We start from the raw sequence: 18,456 nt of genomic DNA, 5'->3' as shown, positions 1-18,456 counted from the left end.
CAAGGAGCAAGACCATGGCCCACTACACCGCGGAAATCCTCTGGGAGCGGGGCGAGCAGGACTTTCTCGCCAACACCTACAGCCGCAGGCATTCGCTGCGCTTCGACGGTGGGGCGGAGGTGCCGGGCTCTTCGTCGCCGCACGTGGTGCCGCTGCCGATGTCGGATGCCTCGGCCGTGGACCCCGAAGAGATGTTCGTCGCCTCGCTGTCGAACTGCCACATGCTGTGGTTCCTCACGATGGCCGTGAAGCGCAAGTTCGTGGTCGACCGCTACTTCGACGCGGCCAGCGGTGTGATGGAGAAGAACGCGCAGGGCAAGATGGCGATGACGGTGGTCACGCTGCGCCCGCAGGTGACGTTCTCGGGCGCCAACCTGCCCACGCGCGAGCAGGTCGAGCAGATGCACCATCGCGCGCACGACGAATGCTTCATCGCCAATTCAGTGAAGACCGAGGTGCGCTGCGAGCCGGTGTTCTGAGACGCGCACGGCCGGTGCGCCGTGCGTCAGCGCACCAACGCGTTGCGCTTCATTTCGAGCTGCGTGATCAGTTTCTGCAGCCGGCCCTCGACGCTGCCCGGCAGCGCCATGAAACGGAAGCCCAGCTGGTAGCGCAGCTTTCCGTTCGGCAGCGTGGTGTGGCGCCTGGACACGAGTTCGAGGTCGATCGATAGCTTGCCGAGCGTGCCCAGGGACAGTTCGCAGTTGCGCAGGAAGGTGCCGATCGACAGGTTCGTGATGCGCTCGTCCATGGTGCGCATGCCGACGCCGCCGAGCGACAGGTCGTTCACGTCGAAGCGAAACGCATCGCCCTTGGGCCAGCGGCCCGTGCAGGTGAATGCATCGAGCGGCGTGTCGACGCGGAAGTACTCCCGGCGCTGCAGGTAGAACAGCACCTCGGGAAAGTCGGCCTCGAACGCGGGCCGCCCTTCGAAGCGGGTCTCGCGCGGCGAAACTGTGGCGAATTCGATGCGCACGCCGTCCGGCTGGGCGCTGAACTGGCAGCGCGGCGCCGTCAGCAGGCCCTGGCTCTGCTCGGACGACGCACCCCAGTCGAAGGTGAAGGTGCGCGCCGGCACGTCCACGTCCAGCAGCTGCGTCACGAGTTGGCCGCTGGCGTGCTGCACGGTGAGAAAGTCGCCGCTGTTGACGAGATTGCGCAGCCGGGCGCCGATCTCCAGCGGGTTGCGGCGGCCGAATTCGTCGGTGCTTTCGTCTGGCGCGGTGTGCGGCTGGGCGGGCGCGTCGGCTTGGCCGTTCGACTGGTTTTCCATGGGCTTGCGGTTCAGTAGGTTCTTGCGGGCGCGGTCTTCGTCGACGCCGCGGCACGCGCGTTCAACCGGAACGTGCGACGCCGTCCGGTGTCCAGCAGGTCTGGCTCACTATCAATAGCGGCAGCGTCCGGCCAAAGTTTAGGGGTCGGACATGAAATATTTGCGGGACCGGCCCGAACGCTCAGCGCCGCTGCAGCCGCGGATTCTTCGCGAACAGCTCGGCGGCCCAGTCCACGAAGGCCCGCACCTTGGCGCTCAGGTGGCGGTTGGGCGGGTAGACCACGTGGATCGGCAGCGGGTCGCGCTCCCAGTCGGGCAGCACCTCGACCAGCTCGCCGCTTTCCACCAGCGGCTCGGCCATGAAGGTGATGACCTGCGAAATGCCGAAGCCGCCCACCACCGCCGTGATGTGCGCGTTGCTCTCGTTCACCGACACGCGGTAGTGCCCGTTGAGCTCGATGTGCTCGTCGCCCTTCTTGAACTCGTGCGGGTACACGCGGCGCGTGGTGCCCGAGAAATAGCTCACCACCACGTGGCGCTTCTCGATGTCGTTGGGGTGCTGCGGCATCCCGTAGCGCTTGATGTACGCGGGCGAGGCCACGGTCATGAAATGCAGCGTGCCGATGCGCCGCGCCACCAGCGACTGGTCGCTGAGTTCGCCCGCGCGGATCACGCAGTCCACGTTGTCGCTGATCAGGTCGACGGTGCGGTCGCTCACGCCCAGGTCGACCTGGATGTCGGGGTAGCGGTCGCAGAAACTGGCCAGGTGGGGCAGGATGATCAGCCTCGCCACCGAGGTGCCGATGTCGACGCGCAGCCGCCCCGTGGGGTTGGCCTGCGCATTCGTCATGCTGGCTTCCATGTCGTCGAAGTCGTTGAGCAGGCGCGCGGCGCGCTCGTAGTAGGCCGCGCCGTCGGGCGTGACCGTCACGCGGCGTGTGGTGCGGTTGAGCAACTTCACGCGCAGGCGCAGCTCCAGCGCCTGAATCTGCTTGGTGACCGTGCCCTTGGGCAGGGCGAGCGAGTCCGCTGCACGGGTGAAAGTGCCCGCTTCCACGACGCGGACAAAGATCCTCATGGCCTGGATTTGATCCATCGAATGCCTGTTCTGGGTGCCCGGCCCACACCGGGGGAGGCGGATTCTTACACAGCAAGGGCATTTCCCTAGTGACCATCCGATTGTTAGCGGATTGGAAACAGAGTAAGGGCATGAACCCTGTTTAACGTCACAGCCCGCGCCTTATATTTCATCCATCGCCCAATTACCCGAGGTCGCCCATGTCACCCGCTCCATCGTCCCTTTCTGCCGAAGCTGCCGCCCGCGCCGCGGTGCAAGGCGTGGAAGCCGATCTTTCGATCGAGCTGCCCGGTCGCGAGGCGGTTCGTGCCCGCGTGTACGGCCAGCGTGCCAAGGCGGACGTGGCGCCGCTGGTGCTGCACTTCCATGGCGGCACCTTCGTGTGCGGCAACCTGGACAACGGGCGCAACGTGGCCCGGCTGCTGGCCGGCGCGGGGGCGGTGGTGGTGTCGGTGGCTTATCCGCTGGCGCCCGAATCGCCTTTCCCGGAACCCATCGAGGTGGGCTACGCCGCCCTCGAATGGCTCTACAAGCAACGCACCAAGCTCGGTGGCAAGGGCACGCAGGTGTACCTGGCCGGCGAGGAAGCCGGCGGCAACCTGGCCGCCGCGGTGGCGCTGATTGCCCGTGACCGGGCGCATCCGCCGATCGCCGGGCAGATTCTGCTGTCGCCCATGCTGGATCCGTGCGCCGGCACCGCCTCGCTGCGCAAGGCCACCAACGATGCGGCCGAGTGCCGCTGGGCCAGCGGCTGGGAAAAGTACCTGAGCTGCCCCTCGAACGCGACGCACCCCTATGCGGTGCCCAGCGGTTCGCTGCGGCTGGCCGCGCTGGCACCGGCCCTCGTGCTGGTAGGCGCGGACGACGCAATGCACGACGAGGCCATGGCCTTCGCCAACCGCCTGCGAGGCGCCGGCATCGAGGTGACGAGCAGCGTGCTGCCCAGCGCCTCGAACTGGCCCAAGGCGCTCTACGACACCGAGAACACGGGTTGCGTGGCCTGCGAGGCCACGGTGCAGCGGCACTTCCGTGAGTTCTTCAGCGCCACCACGCCACCGGCCGTGCCTTCGGGCGCGGCGACCAACCACCCCAGTTAGCACCCAGCCCGCCCCGGCTGCCTGATCGACACGCTGCCAGCGCGGCAGCGTGCGAGGGCCCTTTTTTTCCTGAATTTCGCCTCCTGGTGCCGAAAAGCGCCGGGCTGGCCTGTCGCATCCCAAAAGTCATCGAGAAGGACGAACCATCATGTCGAACAACGAAAAAAAGCTGTCTTCCACCACCCCCAAGGGACTGTGGCCCGCCGTGACCGGCCTGACTGCGGTGCTGGCCGTGGCCGCCGCCGTGCTGGGCATGCACAGCTTCAAGGCCGAAGCGAACAACGCGCCGGCGGCGCCGCCTGCCACGCCCGTGTCGGTGGCCACCGTGGCGTCGAGCGAGATCAACGCCTGGGACGAGTTCTCGGGCCGGCTCGAAGCCGTCGAGCGCGTCGATGTGCGCTCCCGCGTGGCGGGCGCCGTGCAGGCGGTGCATTTCCGTGAAGGCACGCTGGTGAAGCAGGGCGACCTGCTGGTCACCATCGACCCCGCGCCGTATGCGGCCGAGGTCGAGCGCGCCGAGGCGCAAGTCGCCTCTGCACAGGCCCGCCAATCGTTCAGCCGCAGCGAGCAGGAGCGTGCCAAGCGGCTGTGGGACGACAAGGCCATTGCCCAGCGCGAGTACGACGAGCGCGTGAACGCCGGCAGCGAGGCCAACGCCAACCTGCGCGCGGCGCAAGCCCAGCTGCAGACCGCGCGCCTGAGCCTGGGCTACACGCAGGTGCGTGCCCCCGTGTCGGGCCGCATCGGCAAGATCGAGGTGACGGTGGGCAACCTGGTGGCGGCCGGTCCGGGCGCCCCGGTGCTGACCACGCTGGTCTCGGTGAGCCCGATCTACGCGAGCTTCGATGCCGACGAGCAGGTCATCACCCGCGCCCTGAAAGACCTGCCGAGCGGCTCCAGCGCACGCGGCCTCATCGATTCGATTCCCGTGCAGATGGGCACCGCCGGCCTCGACGGCACGCCCTTCACCGGCAAGCTGCAGCTGATCGACAACCAGGTCGACGCCAAGAGCGGCACGGTGCGCGTGCGCGCCTCGTTCGACAACAAGGACGGCGCGCTCATTCCGGGCCAGTTCGCCCGCATCCGCATGGGCCAGGCCCGCAACGACACCGCGCTTCTGGTGAGCGAACGCGCCATCGGCACCGACCAGAACAAGAAGTTCGTGATGGTCGTGGGTGAAGACAACAAGGCGGCCTACCGCGAAGTGACGCTGGGCGCCTCCATCAACGGCCTGCGTGTCGTGAGCAAGGGCCTGAAGGCGGGCGACCGCGTGGTGGTCAACGGCCTGCAGCACATCCGCCCGGGTGCGCTGGTGGCGCCGCAGCAAGTGACCATGGACGCCAAGGCCGACCCCAAGCAACAACAACCGGAACGCGTCGCGGAAGCGGCCAAGTCCTGATTTCGGAGGAGGGCGCATCCGCGCCCGCCGGAGAACCAACATGAATCTCTCAAAATTCTTCATCGACCGGCCGATCTTTGCCGGCGTGCTGTCGCTATTGATGCTGATAGCCGGCCTGATCGCGCTTCGCGGGCTGCCGATCTCGGAGTACCCGGAAGTTGCGCCGCCCTCGGTGGTGGTGCGCGCCACGTACCCGGGCGCCAACCCGAAGGTGATCGCTGAAACCGTCGCCACCCCGCTCGAAGAGCAGATCAACGGCGTCGAAGGCATGCTCTACATGGGCAGCCAGGCGACCACCGACGGCGTGCTCACGCTGACCGTCACGTTCCGCCTCGGCACCGACCCCGACAAGGCCCAGCAACTGGTGCAGAACCGCGTCTCGCAAGCCGAGCCGCGCCTGCCCGAGGAAGTGCGCCGCCTGGGCATCACGACCGTCAAGAGCGCGCCAGACCTGACGATGGTGGTCCACCTCGTCTCGCCGAACAACCGCTACGACATCAACTACCTGCGCAACTACGCGGTGCTGAACGTGAAGGACCCGCTCGCGCGCATCGAAGGCGTGGGCCAGGTGCAGATCTTCGGCGGCGGCGACTACTCGATGCGCGTCTGGCTCGACCCGCAGAAGGTCGCGCAGCGCGGCCTCTCGGCCAGCGACGTGGTGGCCGCCATCCGTGGCCAGAACGTGCAGGCCGCGGCCGGCGTGGTCGGCGCATCGCCGGGCCTGTCGGGCGTGGACATGCAGCTGTCGATCAATGCGCAAGGGCGCCTGCAGAGCGAGGAAGAGTTCGGCGACATCATCGTCAAGAGCGGCACCGACGGCGCCGTGACCCGGCTGCGCGACATCGGCCGCCTGGAGATGGGCGCGGCCGACTATTCGCTGCGTTCGCTGCTGAACAACGACCCCGCCGTCGGCATGGGCGTGTTCCAGGCACCGGGCTCCAACGCGCTCGACATTTCTTCCAACGTGCGCAAGACGATGGAAGAGCTCAACAAGAACATGCCCGAAGGCCTGGAATACCGCATTGCCTACGACCCGACGCAGTTCGTGCGGGCGTCGATCGAATCGGTGATCCACACGCTGCTCGAAGCCATCCTGCTGGTGGTGCTGGTGGTGATCCTGTTCCTGCAGACGTGGCGCGCTTCCATCATTCCGCTGCTGGCCGTGCCGGTGTCGGTGATCGGTACCTTCGCGGTGCTGCATGTGCTGGGCTTCTCGATCAACGCGCTGAGCCTGTTCGGGCTGGTGCTGGCCATCGGCATCGTGGTGGACGACGCCATCGTGGTGGTGGAGAACGTGGAGCGCAACATCGAGGCGGGGCTCTCGCCGCGTGAGGCCACGTACCGTGCCATGCGCGAAGTGTCGGGCCCCATCATCGCGATCGCGCTGGTGCTGGTGGCCGTGTTCGTGCCGCTGGCGTTCATCAGCGGTCTCACGGGGCAGTTCTACAAGCAGTTCGCGGTGACCATCGCCATCTCGACGGTGATCTCGGCCATCAACTCGCTCACGCTGTCGCCCGCGCTCGCCGCCTTGCTGCTGCGCGGCCACGACCAACCCAAGGACGCGCTCACGCGCGGCATGGACCGTGCGTTCGGCTGGCTGTTCCGCGGCTTCAACCGCCTGTTCCATCGCGGTTCGGAAGCCTACAGCGGCGGCGTGAAGAGCGTCATCTCGCGCAAGTCGCTGATGCTGGTGATCTACGTGGCGCTGGTCGCGGTGACCTTCGGCCTGTTCAAGGCGGTGCCCGGCGGCTTCGTGCCGGCGCAGGACAAGCAATACCTGATCGGTTTTGCGCAACTGCCCGACGGCGCCACGCTTGACCGCACGGAAGACGTGATCACCCGCATGGGCGAGATCATGAAGAAGAACCCGAACATCGAGGACGCCATCTCGTTCCCGGGCCTGTCGATCAACGGCTTCACCAACAGCTCGAACTCGGGCATCGTGTTCGCCACGCTCAAGCCCTTCGACCAGCGCAAGCGCCCCGACCAGAGCGGCAACGCCGTGGCCGGCCAGCTCAACGGCGCCTTCGCGGGCATCCAGGACGCGTTCATCGTGATGTTCCCGCCGCCGCCGGTGGCGGGCCTGGGCACCACGGGCGGCTTCAAGCTGCAGCTGGAAGACCGCGCATCGGTCGGCTACGACCAGATGGACCAGGCGGTGAAGGCCTTCATGGCCAAGGCGCAGGCCGCGCCCGAGCTGGCCGGCATGTTCACCAGCTGGCAGGTCAACGTGCCGCAGCTGTACGCGGACATCGACCGCACCAAGGCCCGCCAGCTCGGCGTGCCGGTGACGGACATCTTCGACACCATGCAGATCTACCTCGGCAGCCTGTACGCGAACGACTTCAACAAGTTCGGCCGCACGTACTCCGTGCGGGTGCAGGCCGACGCGCCTTACCGCGCCCGTGCCGAAGACGTGGGCCTGCTGAAGGTGCGCTCGACCTCGGGCGAGATGGTGCCGCTGGCCGCGCTGATGAAGGTCAATTCGACCTTCGGGCCGGAACGCGCCATGCGCTACAACGGCTACCTGGCCGCCGACATCAACGGCGGCCCGGCACCGGGCTACTCGTCGGGCCAGGCGCAGGACGCGATCACCAAGATCGCGGCCGAGACGCTGCCCAAGGGCGTGAGCTTCGAATGGACCGAGCTGACCTACCAGGAAATTTTGGCCGGCAACTCCGCCTTCCTGGTGTTCCCGCTGGCCATCCTGCTGGTGTTCCTGGTGCTGGCCGCGCAGTACGAAAGCCTGACGCTGCCGATCGCGATCATCCTGATCGTGCCCATGGGCATCATGGCCGCGATGGCGGGGGTGTGGATATCGGGGGGTGACAACAACGTCTTCACGCAGATCGGGTTGATCGTGCTGGTGGGGCTCAGTGCGAAGAACGCGATCCTGATCGTGGAGTTCGCACGGGAGCTGGAGTTCGCCGGGCGAACGCCGGTGCAAGCCGCCATCGAAGCCAGCCGCCTGCGCCTGCGCCCGATCCTGATGACCTCGCTGGCCTTCGTGATGGGTGTGCTGCCCCTGGTGCTGTCCACCGGCGCGGGCTCCGAAATGCGCAAGGCGATGGGCGTGGCGGTGTTCTCCGGAATGATCGGCGTGACGGCCTTCGGCCTGTTCCTGACGCCGGTTTTCTATGTGCTGCTGCGCCGCCTGGCGGGCAACAAGCCGCTCAAGCTGCATGGCCAGGTGCCGCACGGCGACGAGTTCGTGTCGGCGGAGCATCCGGCAACGCCTGCACCGCAAGGCCCGCACGGCGGTTCGGGTGGTGGTGGCTTGCACCCGGTGCCCGCCTCGCCGCGCCCTTCGCACGGTTCGCATGACTGATCGAGAAGAAAGCTGATCATGAAATTCTCAGTACAACCTTTGGTGAAGAAGCCGCTTCACGCATTTCGCACGGCGCTGCTGCCTCTGATGGCCGCCCTGGTGCTGGCGGGCTGTGCCACCGTGCCCTCGGGCGTGCCCGAGATCACGACCACGGCCCAGTTCAAGGAGCAGGGCGCCACGCCGCCGGCCGGCTTCACGCGGGCCCTGCCTGCCGAGGCGCAGGCGCGCGGCGCCTGGTGGCTGGCGTTCAACGACCCGGCGCTCAATGCGCTGGTCGAGAAGGCCGACGTGAACAACAACAACATCCAGGCCGCTGCCGCGCGGCTGGCCGAGGCCCGCGCGCTGGCGCGCAGCGCCAACGCCGACCGCCTGCCGCAGATCGGCCTGGGGGCCGGTGCCAACCGCGGCGCGGGGCTGGACAAGGCCACGGCCAGCACCCGCCCGGCGACCATCACCAACATCGGCGCCACCTTCTCCTACGAGGTCGACCTGTTCGGACGCCTGTCGGGCGCCAGCAACGCGGCCAAGCTGGATGCGGCCGGCCGCGAGGCGCTGCTGCAAAGCACCCGCCTGGCGGTGCAGGCCGAGGTGGCGCAGACCTACCTGCAGCTGCGCGCGCTCGACGCCGAGCGCGCCCTGGTGCGCGAACAGGTCGAGGCCTACCGCGACACGCTGCGCCTGACGCAGCGCCGCGAGCAGGCCGGCGACATCGCCGAGCTCGACGTGGCCCGCGTGCAGACCGAGGTGTCGTCCACCGAATCGGACGCGCTCGCGCTCGATCGCCAGCGCGCCCAGGTGGAGCACGCGCTGGCCGTGCTGGTGGGCGATTCGGCCTCCAGCTTCGGGCTGCGCAGCGACGAATGGGCGACGGCGCTGCCGTCCATCCCGCCGGGCGTTCCCGGCACGGTGCTCACGCGCCGGCCCGACGTGTCGGCCGCGCAGAGCGCCGTGCTGGCCGCGCAGGCCCGCGTGGGCGTGGCGCAAACGGCCTGGTTTCCGGACATCTCGCTGACCGGCGCGGCCGGCTATGCCTCGCCCGAAATCGGCGACCTGTTCAAGTGGTCGGCCCGCTCCTGGGGCGTGGGTGCGCTGCTGTCGCTGCCGATCTTCGACGGCGGGCGCCGCGAGGCGGGCGTGCAGGGCGCCAATGCGCAGCTCGATGGTGCGCTGGCCAGCTACCGCACGCAGGTGCTGGTGGCGTTCCAGGAGGTCGAAGACCAGCTGTCGGCCATCCGCATCCTGCAGGAGCAGTCGGTGGTGCAGGCGCAGGCCGTGACCTCGGCACAGCGCGCCACCAGCCTGTCGGACACGCGCTACCGCAACGGCTACATCAGCCAGCTCGACCTGCTGGACGCGCGCCGCAGCGAGCTGCGCAACCGCCGCCAGGCGCTGCAGGTGAAGTCGGCGCAGTACCAGGCGGCTGTGGGCCTGATCCGCGCCATCGGCGGGGGCTGGGACGCTCCCGCGCAGACGGTGGCGGCGCGCTGAGCGGTTCGTATTCGAGAGATTGAAAGCCTGAACGCCGCAAGGCGGTCTTTGCGCCGCCGCAGGCTCAGTCGTTGCCGGCTGGGTTTGCGGCGGCGCTTATTTTCTTGAGCTCCGACACGCCCATGGCCAGGGCGTTGGAATAGCTGGTCTGCGGTTTCGTGGCGGCGCGGTAGACGCGGTAGTCGAGCGTTTCGGACGACTCGCCGCCATGGTGGGCTTCGAGGAGCGTCCAGAAAAACTGGCCGGGTTCACGTTCTTCGACGGCAAGGGCCAAATCGTTCAAGGCTGGCATGGGTCCCTGGATGCAATGTGTTGTCTGTGTGTTCTGTTTACGCACCTGGAAGACTTTTGGATTTACCGACGGCGTTTACAACGCTTGCGGTGTGAAAAATGTCGCATTTCGTCTGTGTCCATTGCACTGAATCCGGCTCAACGACAATCCGCCGATGAGTTCAAAGGCGAAAAGCGGACCGGCGCAGTGCGTCATGGTCCTGGGCACCACCAGCGGGGCCGGCAAGAGCTGGCTGGCCACGGCGCTGTGCCGCTGGTATGCGCGCCGGGGCCTGAAGGTGGCACCCTTCAAGGCGCAGAACATGAGCAACAACGCCCGCGTGGTGGGCGGCGGCGAAATCGGCAGCGCCCAGTACTTCCAGGCGCTGGCCGCCAACGCCGTGCCCGATGTGCGAATGAACCCGCTGCTGCTCAAGCCCGAGCGCGACACCCACAGCCAGGTGGTGCTGATGGGGCAGGTGAGCGAGGAACTCTCGGCCTTGCCCTGGCGCGGCCGCAGCCAGCGGGTGTGGCCGCAGATCGCGCAGGCGCTGGACGAGCTGCGTGCCGAGAACGACGTGGTGGTGATCGAAGGCGCCGGCTCGCCGGCAGAGATCAACCTGATGGCCAGCGACATCGTCAACATGCGCATCGCCCGCCACGCCCAGGCGCGCTGCCTGCTGGCCACCGACATCGACCGCGGCGGCGCCTTCGCGCACCTCTACGGCACGTGGGCGCTGTTGCCGGAGGCCGACCGTGCGCTGCTGCGCGGCTTCGTGCTCAACAAGTTCCGCGGCGACGCCTCGCTGCTGGCGCCCGCGCCGCAGCAATTGCAGGAACTGACCGGCGTGCCCACCGTGGCCACGCTGCCCATGTGGTGGCAGCACGGCCTGCCCGAGGAAGACGGCGTGTTCGACGACCGAAGCCGGGCCAGCGGCGCGGTCACCCGCACGGTGGCGGTGGTGGCGTACCCGCGCATCAGCAACCTCGACGAGTTCCAGGCATTGAAGAACGTGCCCGGCGTGCGGCTGGTGTGGGCACGCACGCCGGCCGACGTGGCTGGCGCCGACTGGATCGTGCTGCCCGGCTCCAAGCACACCAGCGGTGACCTGGCCTGGCTGCGCGCGCAGGGGCTGGACCGCGCCGTGGCCGCGCATGCCGAACGTGGCGGCGCGGTGCTGGGCATCTGCGGCGGGCTGCAGATGCTGGGCGAGGCGCTGGTCGATCCGCACGGCATCGACGGCAATGCGCCGGGGCTCGGCCTGCTGCCGCTGGTGACGGTGTTCGCGCGCGAGAAAACGGTGCGCCACCGCGCCGCACGCTTCGGCGCGCTGAACGGCGCGTGGGGCGCGTTGTCGGGCGTGAGCGTGACCGGCTACGAGATTCACCACGGCCAGACCGCCGAGCACCCGCAGATGGCACAGGCCGGCCAGGCCGTGATGCCCGACGGGCTGGCCTGGCAGAACACGCGCGGCAATGTGCTGGGCATCTACCTTCACGGCCTGTTCGAGGACCCGGGTGCGCTGCAGGCGCTGTTCGGCGCGTCCGCGCCCACGCTGGACGCCACCTTCGACGGCCTGGCCGATTTCATCGACACCCACTTCGACGCCGGCGTGCTTGCCGGACTGATTGCATGACCGACTTCATTCCCACCATTCCCGACCTCGCCGACGCGGCGCTGGCCGCCCGGCTGCAAGGCGCGCTCGACAACAAGACCAAGCCTCAGGGCGCGCTCGGCCGGCTCGAAACGCTGGCCCTGCGCATCGGCGCCATCCTCGGCAGCGAGCAACCGGTGCTCCAGGCCCCGCAGATGCTGGTGTGCGCGGGCGACCACGGGCTGGCGGCGCGCGGTGTCTCGGCCTACCCGAGCGACGTGACCTGGCAGATGGTCGAGAACTTCCTGGCCGGCGGCGCGGCGGTGAGCGTGCTCGCACGCCAGCACGGCCTGGCGCTCACGGTGGTCGACTGCGGCGTGCGGCGCGACTTCCAGGCCCGGCTTGGGCTGGTGTCGCGCCGCATCGCCGAAGGCACTGCCGATGCGTCCGCCGGCCCCGCCATGAGCGCGGCGCAATGCGCGCAGGCCATCGCCAACGGGCGCGAGGTGGTGCGCGCGCTGCCGGGCAATGCGCTGCTGCTGGGCGAAATGGGCATCGGCAATAGCTCGTCGGCGGCACTGCTGCTGTCGCGGCTGGGCGGGCTGGACCTGGACGCCTGCATCGGCGCCGGCACCGGGCTGGATGCGGCCGGCCTGCAGCGCAAGCGCGAGGTGCTGCGACAGGTGCTCGCTTTGCACGCATCGGCCGTGGCCCCGCTGGATGCACTGGCGGCCTTCGGCGGTTTCGAGATCGCGACGCTGGTCGGCGCGGTGCTGCAGGCGGCCGAGGAGCGCCGCGTGATCGTGCTGGACGGCTTCATCGCCAGCTCCGCCGTGCTGGTGGCGCAGGCGCTGCGGCCCCATGTGGTGCAGCGCTGCGTGGCGGCGCATTGCTCGGCCGAACCGGGCCACGCGCTGCTGCTGGCGCACCTGGCGCTCGATCCGTTGCTGCACCTCGACCTGCGCCTGGGCGAAGGCTCGGGCGGGGCGCTGGTGTGGCCGCTGCTCGAGTCGGCCTGCCGCATCCTGCGCGAGATGGCCAGCTTCGAGGCGGCGGGCGTGTCGCGCAAGGACGCCTGAGGCCGGATGCCATCGATGAACGGCGTTCGCCACTTTCTTCTGGCGCTGCAGTTCTTCACGCGCGTGCCCGTCACCGGGCCGCTTGCGGCGTGGGTCGGCTTCAGCCCGCAGATGCTGCGCGCCAGCGCGGCGCACCTGCCCGGCATCGGCTGGCTGGTGGGCGCGGTGGCGGCGCTGGTGTTCGTGGGGGTGGGCATGGGCTTGCCCGGCGTGGGCGGGGCGTTGGCGGCCGCCGTGCTGAGCACCGTGGCCACGGTGATGCTGACCGGCGCCTTCCATGAAGACGGGCTGGCCGACGTGGCCGACGGCCTGGGCGGTTCCGCGAACCGCGACCGGGCGCTGGAGATCATGAAGGACTCGCGCATCGGCGCCTTCGGCGCGGTGGCGCTGGTGCTGGCCTTGGGCCTGAAGTTCGCGCTGCTCGCCGCGCTGGCCGCGCGCGGGTGGCAGGCGGCGGCCGTGGCCATCGTCGGCGCGCACGTGCTGTCGCGGCTGATGCCGCTGTTCCTGATCCGCTGGCTGCCCTATGTGGGCGACAGCGGGGCGAGCAAGGCGAAGCCGCTGGCGGACGCGATCAGCCGGGGCGCGCTGTGCATTGCCTTCATGTGGGCGGTCCCGGCCGTGGCGTTGCTGCTGTGCGCGCACGACGCGGCGCACGTGGGCGGAGCCCTGCTTGCGGCGGTGGCGGCGGCGGGCTGGATGGCGCGGCTGTTCGTGCGCCGGCTGCAGGGCTTCACCGGCGACGGCCTCGGCGCGACCCAGCAGGTCTGCGAACTGGCGATCTACCTCGCGCTGGCGTGGCACGCATGAGCCTTCCCCGAAGAACGCTCTGGCTCCAGCGCCATGCGCCGGTGGTGGCCGAACCCGGCCTCTGCTACGGCGCCACGAACCTCCAGGCGCACGCGCAGGCCACGCTGGCGGCCGCGCAGCGCATCGCGCCCTTGCTGCCCGCCGGGCTCCGCCTGCGCAGTTCGCCGCTGCGGCGCTGCGCCGAACTGGCCGATGCCATCGCGGCGCTGCGTCCCGACCTGGCTGTGCAGCACGACGCCCGCCTGGCAGAGATGAACTTCGGCGCCTGGGAGGGCCGGCCATGGTCGGCCATTCCGCGTCAAGACCTCGAGGCATGGACGGCCGACTTCGCCGACGCACCCGCCGGCGCCCACGGCGAGAGCGTGCGCGCCTTCATGCAGCGCGTGGCCGCCGCGCACGACGAATGGCTGGCCGGCGAAGGCGATGCGCTGTGGGTCACGCATGCAGGCGTGCTGCGCGCCGTGACGCTGCTGCAGCGCGGCGTTCGCTGCGCAGAAGCGGCTGCCGACTGGCCCGCGGGCGAGCTCGCCTTCGGCGGCTGGCTCACTTTCGACGATTCGCCCGGCCGCTGACGCACTGACGCCGCGGCGGCTACTTGCCGTTGTGCCCGCGTTCCAGCCGCATGCGTTCGGCCACGGCGTCGCGCCCGTGCGCGTCGAGCTTCAGGTAGATGTTCTTCAGGTGCCACTTCACCGTGTCGAGCGACAGGCCGAGCGTGAGCGCGATCTTCTTGTTCGGCATCGGCTGCACCAGCAACTCGGCAATTTCGGCCTCGCGCAGCGTGAGCAGCCGGGTCAGGCCTCGGTCGTCCTGAAAGCGGACGGCCGGCGGCACGGTGTGTTCGTCGCGCTGCGACCGCGCCAGCGCCTCGATGCGCTCGATGAAGAACACCAGCACGGGGTCGAGGCTGGGCACCGTGCGCGTGGCCTGGATCAAGTGCAATGCGTTGTCGTGGGCGCCCAGCAGGGTCTGCATCAGGCCCAGCCGGTGACCCATGCGAAGGGCCGCCCGGACGCGCGCGCACGAAGCCTCGGCGCGCCCGAGCCGGCGCTCGACCTCGGCCGCCTGCAGCTGCAGCGCGGTCACGAGGCCGACCTGGCCGCGCTGCCTGTAGCGCTGCGCCAGGGCCTCGATCTTCGACAGCGCCAGCTGCAGGGCGGCCGGCTGGCCCTCGTGCATGGCCATGCGGATGCGCGCCTGCTCCAGCACGTCGGCCACCTGCCGCAAGGCGCTCGACTCGGCGCCCGGACGCCGGGCATGCAGCGCCTCGATGTCCTGCAGGGACACCCGGGCCGCATCGGCGTCGTGCCGCGCCAGCTGGATCCGAAGCTGCTCGAGCAGCACGCAGGCCAGCGCGTGGTCCAGCCCCAGGCGCTGCAGGAGGCTCGCGGACTGCCCGAGGTGGGCGAGGGCTTCGCCCCACCGGCCGGCGGCCTGCTGCGCGCGGTTCGACACGATGATCATCCGCAGTGTGGTGTCGGGGATCAGCCCGTCCTGCGTGCCCGGCTGTTCCTCGATGAAACGCGCGGCCACCACCGGGCCTTGCTGTTCGTACAGCACCTCGGCCAGCAACTGGGCCGTCAGCCGCGCCGCCTCTGCGCAGCGCGTGCCGCGTTCCTGCATCTCGCGCAGCACGTTGCGGTAGATGCGTTCCGCGCGGTGCATCTGGCCTTCGATGGCGTAGGACAGGCCGATCAGGCACTGGCCCACCAGCGAGCCGAACAGCGTCTCGACGACGGGCTCGCCGTTGACCGTGGCCATCGGTTCGTCGTGCTGGATCTGCCGCGCCCGCTCGAACTCGCCGTTGCGCAGGTGCAGCCAGGTCAGCACGTTGCGCCGGCCGGCCCTGGAGAATTCGTCGGCGGCCGCCGGCGGTGCCAGCAGCTCGGGGAGCCGCTGCGCAAGCGCGTCGCTGTCGTCGTGCCGGATCGCGAGCAGGCAGTCGAGCAGGGTCAGCCGGTAGCGCATGGCGGGCGCGAGCTCGTGCGGCGCAGCGCGCAGCCGGGCGATGCTGCGCGCGCAGTCGTCCAGCCGGTAGTCGGCCAGCGCGACCCAGGCCGTCCACAGCCGCAGGTTGGCGTTGCCTTCCAGCGTCGCGGGGTCGAGTTGGCGCACCAGGGCGATGGCTTCGACCACCTGGCCCTGGACGAACAGCGCCGCCGCGCCGCGCTCGGCCAACCTGGTGGCCGTCTGCGTGTCGTTCGCGGCCAGCGCGTGCCGCACGGCCTGGTGGTGCATGCCCCTGACCGCGAGCGGTGGCCAGGCCTTCGCATGCAGCCTCAGGCGCTCGGCCTCGGGCCACGACGCCAGGCGCGCCAGCAGCACGCGGCGCAGCAGCGGGTGCAGTTGCCACCAGCGCTCGCCGGCCGGGCTTTGCGGCACGACCGACAAGAGGCCGTCGCGCGCCAGAGGGGCCAGCAACTCCGCGCACAGCGACGCACCGTACCCGGCGCCGGCCAGCTCGGCGCACAGCGATGCGCTGAAGCGGGTGGGGGCGGCGCAGAGGGTGAGCAGGCGCAGCTGCGTCGCGGAGAGCCGGGGAAAGACATGGGCGGCGAAATACGCGGCAAACGGCGCGAGCTCGGCCATGCCCTCGGGCGGAGGCAACAGCGGCTGCGTGCCGCGCCGGCGGCGCAACACGGCGCTCGCCAGCCGCAGCAGGCCCGGCCATCCCTGGCTCAGGCGATGGATGGCCGAGGCGGTGCGCTCGTCGATGTCGGGCAGGCGCATCCGCAGGTAGTCGATCGATTCCGGCAGGCTGAAGCGCAGGTCGTCGCTGCGCAGTTCCAGCGCGCTGTTCGACCCCGGGGCCGGTGCCAGCGTCGTCGGCAGGCTGTCTCGGCTGGCAAAGACACAGCGCAGGTTCGGCGGTGCGTACGCGACGAGCAGTTGCAAGGCGTTCAGCACGTTCTCGCTTTGTGCGCTGTGCACGTCGTCCACGATCAGCACGAGCTTGCGGCCATGGGCTGCAATGCCCTGCACCAGCGCGATGACCAGCCGCTCGATCGCGTCGGCGTCGGGGCGGGCGTGTGCCACGGCGCGCCGGGGAATCGCAGGGTCGACCGCGGCCAGGGCCGCCATGAGCGCCGTCATGAAATGCAGGTCGCCCTCCGCGAGGCTGTCCAGCTTCACCCAGGCGATGTCGGTGCCTGCGGCGACGAGTTCACGCTGCCAGGTGAGCAACAGCGAACTCTTGCCGAAGCCGGCGGGCGCCTGCAGCACGATGCAGCGGCGGTGGTCGGGCGCGGACAGCCGGGCGAGCAGGCCCTGACGGGCCAGCAGGCGGCGGCTTCGGGTGCGCAGTGAGGGTGTTCCGGGGTGGCGTGCAGCTTGCATCTGCCCCGGATTCTCATGCATCCCGCAGGCCATATGTATCCCATGTTCGAGGGTTTGCCCACCCCGCCCATCAAGGGTGGGGTGCAACGTGCAAAGGCGGCCGATGACGTGATGAACCACCATGGAGTCCTGCACATGTTCGATCTCTCGAATTTCAAAATCGGCGCCCGCCTGGGACTGGGTTTTTCGCTGTTGCTGTTGTTGCAACTCGTCATCGCGGGCATCGGCCTGCACGAGATGGCGAACCTGTCGGAGCGCATCGCGTTCGCGACCGAGGTGGGGGCGCGCAAGCTCGACCAGCTGAACAACGTGCAGTCGGCCATCGGCAAGCGGGCCATTGCGGCGCGCAACCTGGCCCTGGTGACGGACCCGGCCGCGCAGAAGGGCGACGTCGACCTGGTGGCGCGCTCCCAGCGCGAGATCGACACCGGACTGCAGAACCTGGCCACGGTCATGGCCGACGCGGGCTCCAGCAATGCCGACGAGCGCCAGATGCTGGACAAGCTGCGTGCCCTGGAGGCGCAGTACCTGCCCATTGCCACCAAGGTGCTGACGCTGGCGACCTCGAACCAGACCGAGGCAGCGGTCAAGGTGCTGACGCAGGAATGCATGCCGCTGCTCAACCAGGTGCTGGCGCATGTCTCCACCTTTCAGCAGTTGCTGAAGAAAAGCGCCGACGACAGTGCGGCGTCCGCCCAGGCGGCCTACCAGCGGGCCAAGTGGATCATCCTGTCGATCAGCGGCGCGTCGCTGGTGGGCGGGCTGCTGCTGGCGTTCCGCATGACGCGCTCCATCACCGTGCCGCTGGGCCAGGCGGTGACGGTGGCGCAGCAGGTGGCCTCCGGCGACCTGACGGCGCGCATCGAGGTGGCCGACAGGTCGGAGTCCGGCCTGCTGATGAACGCGCTGCGCTCCATGAACGACGAACTGGCCAAGGTGGTCGGGCAGGTGCGCGCGGGCACCAATTCCATCGCCACGGCGTCAGGCCAGATCGCCACGGGCAACCGCGACCTGTCGTCGCGCACCGAGGAGCAGGCCAGCTCGCTGGAGCAGACGGCGGCGTCCATGCAGGAGCTCACGTCCACCGTGAAGCAGAACGCGGACAACGCGCGCCTGGCCAACCAGTTGGCCGACTCGGCCTCCCAGGTGGCGTCGCGCGGCGGCGCGGTGGTCGACCAGGTGGTGGAGAAGATGGCGTCGATCAATGCGTCGTCCCGCAAGGTGGAGGAGATCATCGGCGTGATCGACGGCATTTCGTTCCAGACCAACATCCTGGCGCTGAATGCGGCGGTGGAGGCGGCCCGCGCCGGCGAGCAGGGGCGGGGCTTTGCCGTGGTGGCCTCGGAGGTGCGCAACCTGGCCCAGCGCTCGGCGGCGGCGGCCAAGGAAATCAAGACGCTGATCGGCGACTCGGTGAGCGAGGTTCACGCGGGCAGCGCGCTGGTCAACGAGGCCGGCAAGACCATGGAAGAAATCATGGGCAGCGTGCGGCGGGTGACGGACATCATGGCCGAGATCACCTCGGCCAGCCAGGAGCAGTCGACCGGCATCGAGCAGGTCAACGACGCCATCAAGCAGATGGACCGCACGACCCAGCAGAACGCGGCGCTGGTGGAGGAGGCCTCGGCCGCCGCGCAGTCGATGAACGATCAGGCCGCGGGGCTGGTCGACGCGGTCAGCATGTTCAAGCTGCGCTGAGCCTT

Annotated in this window: 14 protein-coding genes; 10 read left to right on the top strand and 4 right to left on the bottom strand. The window is 69.3% G+C overall.

The window, feature by feature from the left end; translation table 11 throughout:
* Positions 1 to 14 precede the first annotated feature (14 nt).
* The gene (locus tag AC1DJH_RS00445) at positions 15 to 479 is read left to right on the top strand and encodes an OsmC family protein (protein WP_472119645.1); all 465 of its coding nucleotides are present in this window, start codon (positions 15 to 17) and stop codon (positions 477 to 479) included.
* Between the two features lie 26 nt (positions 480 to 505).
* On the opposite strand, the gene AC1DJH_RS00440 is transcribed toward AC1DJH_RS00445, so the two are convergent.
* Both AC1DJH_RS00440 and AC1DJH_RS00435 read right to left on the bottom strand, forming a co-directional pair.
* Positions 506 to 1,273, bottom strand: coding sequence for a flagellar brake protein (locus AC1DJH_RS00440; protein WP_478184325.1), 768 nt, complete (start codon positions 1,271 to 1,273; stop codon positions 506 to 508).
* A gap of 181 nt (positions 1,274 to 1,454) precedes the next feature.
* Complete coding sequence (locus AC1DJH_RS00435) at positions 1,455 to 2,369, bottom strand: LysR family transcriptional regulator (protein ID WP_435483642.1); 915 nt, start codon at positions 2,367 to 2,369, stop codon at positions 1,455 to 1,457.
* Positions 2,370 to 2,551: 182 nt separating this feature from the next.
* Between AC1DJH_RS00435 and AC1DJH_RS00430 the strand changes: the two genes are divergently transcribed.
* The 4 genes from AC1DJH_RS00430 (at position 2,552) to AC1DJH_RS00415 (ending at position 9,663) form a co-directional block, all read left to right on the top strand.
* Positions 2,552 to 3,448 (top strand): alpha/beta hydrolase, encoded by an 897-nt coding sequence (locus tag AC1DJH_RS00430; protein ID WP_478184324.1) that lies wholly within the window; start codon positions 2,552 to 2,554, stop codon positions 3,446 to 3,448.
* A gap of 148 nt (positions 3,449 to 3,596) precedes the next feature.
* Entirely contained in the window at positions 3,597 to 4,847 is a 1,251-nt protein-coding gene (locus AC1DJH_RS00425) for an efflux RND transporter periplasmic adaptor subunit (RefSeq protein ID WP_435483644.1), read from the top strand.
* Between the two features lie 40 nt (positions 4,848 to 4,887).
* Positions 4,888 to 8,175 carry an efflux RND transporter permease subunit gene (locus tag AC1DJH_RS00420; RefSeq protein ID WP_478184323.1) on the top strand — a complete coding sequence of 1,096 codons (3,288 nt, stop codon included), beginning with the start codon at positions 4,888 to 4,890 and terminating at the stop codon, positions 8,173 to 8,175.
* An 18-nt stretch (positions 8,176 to 8,193) separates the two neighbouring features.
* Positions 8,194 to 9,663 (top strand): efflux transporter outer membrane subunit, encoded by a 1,470-nt coding sequence (locus AC1DJH_RS00415; RefSeq protein WP_472119656.1) that lies wholly within the window; start codon positions 8,194 to 8,196, stop codon positions 9,661 to 9,663.
* A 64-nt stretch (positions 9,664 to 9,727) separates the two neighbouring features.
* On the opposite strand, the gene AC1DJH_RS00410 is transcribed toward AC1DJH_RS00415, so the two are convergent.
* On the bottom strand, positions 9,728 to 9,955 hold the full coding sequence (locus AC1DJH_RS00410; protein ID WP_472119659.1) for a hypothetical protein: 228 nt from the start codon (positions 9,953 to 9,955) through the stop codon (positions 9,728 to 9,730).
* 154 nt (positions 9,956 to 10,109) lie between these two features.
* Here AC1DJH_RS00410 and AC1DJH_RS00405 point away from each other — a divergent pair, with 154 nt between their 5' ends.
* The 4 genes from AC1DJH_RS00405 to AC1DJH_RS00390 are packed head-to-tail and all read left to right on the top strand — an operon-like array spanning position 10,110 to position 13,989.
* Entirely contained in the window at positions 10,110 to 11,570 is a 1,461-nt protein-coding gene (locus AC1DJH_RS00405) for a cobyric acid synthase (protein WP_478184322.1), read from the top strand.
* Positions 11,567 to 12,607: a nicotinate-nucleotide--dimethylbenzimidazole phosphoribosyltransferase gene (cobT, locus tag AC1DJH_RS00400; protein ID WP_478184321.1), complete on the top strand. Its 1,041-nt coding sequence runs from the start codon at positions 11,567 to 11,569 to the stop codon at positions 12,605 to 12,607. Before AC1DJH_RS00405 ends, cobT begins: the two co-directional genes overlap by 4 nt.
* A 15-nt stretch (positions 12,608 to 12,622) precedes the next feature.
* On the top strand, positions 12,623 to 13,417 hold the full coding sequence (locus AC1DJH_RS00395) for an adenosylcobinamide-GDP ribazoletransferase (protein WP_478184320.1): 795 nt from the start codon (positions 12,623 to 12,625) through the stop codon (positions 13,415 to 13,417).
* Entirely contained in the window at positions 13,414 to 13,989 is a 576-nt protein-coding gene (locus AC1DJH_RS00390; RefSeq protein WP_478184319.1) for a histidine phosphatase family protein, read from the top strand. The genes AC1DJH_RS00395 and AC1DJH_RS00390 overlap by 4 nt, the downstream gene beginning before the upstream one ends.
* A 19-nt stretch (positions 13,990 to 14,008) precedes the next feature.
* Here AC1DJH_RS00390 and AC1DJH_RS00385 read toward each other — a convergent pair whose 3' ends face one another.
* The gene (locus AC1DJH_RS00385; RefSeq protein WP_478184318.1) at positions 14,009 to 16,753 is read right to left on the bottom strand and encodes a LuxR C-terminal-related transcriptional regulator; all 2,745 of its coding nucleotides are present in this window, start codon (positions 16,751 to 16,753) and stop codon (positions 14,009 to 14,011) included.
* A gap of 135 nt (positions 16,754 to 16,888) precedes the next feature.
* On the opposite strand from AC1DJH_RS00385, the gene AC1DJH_RS00380 reads away from it, so the two are divergent.
* The gene (locus AC1DJH_RS00380) at positions 16,889 to 18,451 is read left to right on the top strand and encodes a methyl-accepting chemotaxis protein (protein ID WP_478184317.1); all 1,563 of its coding nucleotides are present in this window, start codon (positions 16,889 to 16,891) and stop codon (positions 18,449 to 18,451) included.
* Positions 18,452 to 18,456: the final 5 nt, after the last annotated feature.

The sequence above is a fragment of the Variovorax sp. 10N412 genome (genome assembly GCF_056394985.1).
The sequence above is the reverse complement of the archived record's forward strand: the minus strand, read 5'-3'. Positions and strand labels throughout refer to the sequence as shown.

What these genes read in the sequence shown, in the direction of transcription:
- AC1DJH_RS00445 (WP_472119645.1), top strand. Translation starts at nt 15, where the DNA reads ATGGCCCACTACACCGCGGAAATCCTCTGGGAGCGGGGCGAGCAGGAC.
- AC1DJH_RS00440 (WP_478184325.1), bottom strand. Translation starts at nt 1,273, where the DNA reads ATGGAAAACCAGTCGAACGGCCAAGCCGACGCGCCCGCCCAGCCGCAC.
- AC1DJH_RS00435 (WP_435483642.1), bottom strand. Translation starts at nt 2,369, where the DNA reads ATGGATCAAATCCAGGCCATGAGGATCTTTGTCCGCGTCGTGGAAGCG.
- AC1DJH_RS00430 (WP_478184324.1), top strand. Translation starts at nt 2,552, where the DNA reads ATGTCACCCGCTCCATCGTCCCTTTCTGCCGAAGCTGCCGCCCGCGCC.
- AC1DJH_RS00425 (WP_435483644.1), top strand. Translation starts at nt 3,597, where the DNA reads ATGTCGAACAACGAAAAAAAGCTGTCTTCCACCACCCCCAAGGGACTG.
- AC1DJH_RS00420 (WP_478184323.1), top strand. Translation starts at nt 4,888, where the DNA reads ATGAATCTCTCAAAATTCTTCATCGACCGGCCGATCTTTGCCGGCGTG.
- AC1DJH_RS00415 (WP_472119656.1), top strand. Translation starts at nt 8,194, where the DNA reads ATGAAATTCTCAGTACAACCTTTGGTGAAGAAGCCGCTTCACGCATTT.
- AC1DJH_RS00410 (WP_472119659.1), bottom strand. Translation starts at nt 9,955, where the DNA reads ATGCCAGCCTTGAACGATTTGGCCCTTGCCGTCGAAGAACGTGAACCC.
- AC1DJH_RS00405 (WP_478184322.1), top strand. Translation starts at nt 10,110, where the DNA reads ATGAGTTCAAAGGCGAAAAGCGGACCGGCGCAGTGCGTCATGGTCCTG.
- cobT (WP_478184321.1), top strand. Translation starts at nt 11,567, where the DNA reads ATGACCGACTTCATTCCCACCATTCCCGACCTCGCCGACGCGGCGCTG.
- AC1DJH_RS00395 (WP_478184320.1), top strand. Translation starts at nt 12,623, where the DNA reads ATGAACGGCGTTCGCCACTTTCTTCTGGCGCTGCAGTTCTTCACGCGC.
- AC1DJH_RS00390 (WP_478184319.1), top strand. Translation starts at nt 13,414, where the DNA reads ATGAGCCTTCCCCGAAGAACGCTCTGGCTCCAGCGCCATGCGCCGGTG.
- AC1DJH_RS00385 (WP_478184318.1), bottom strand. Translation starts at nt 16,753, where the DNA reads ATGCAAGCTGCACGCCACCCCGGAACACCCTCACTGCGCACCCGAAGC.
- AC1DJH_RS00380 (WP_478184317.1), top strand. Translation starts at nt 16,889, where the DNA reads ATGTTCGATCTCTCGAATTTCAAAATCGGCGCCCGCCTGGGACTGGGT.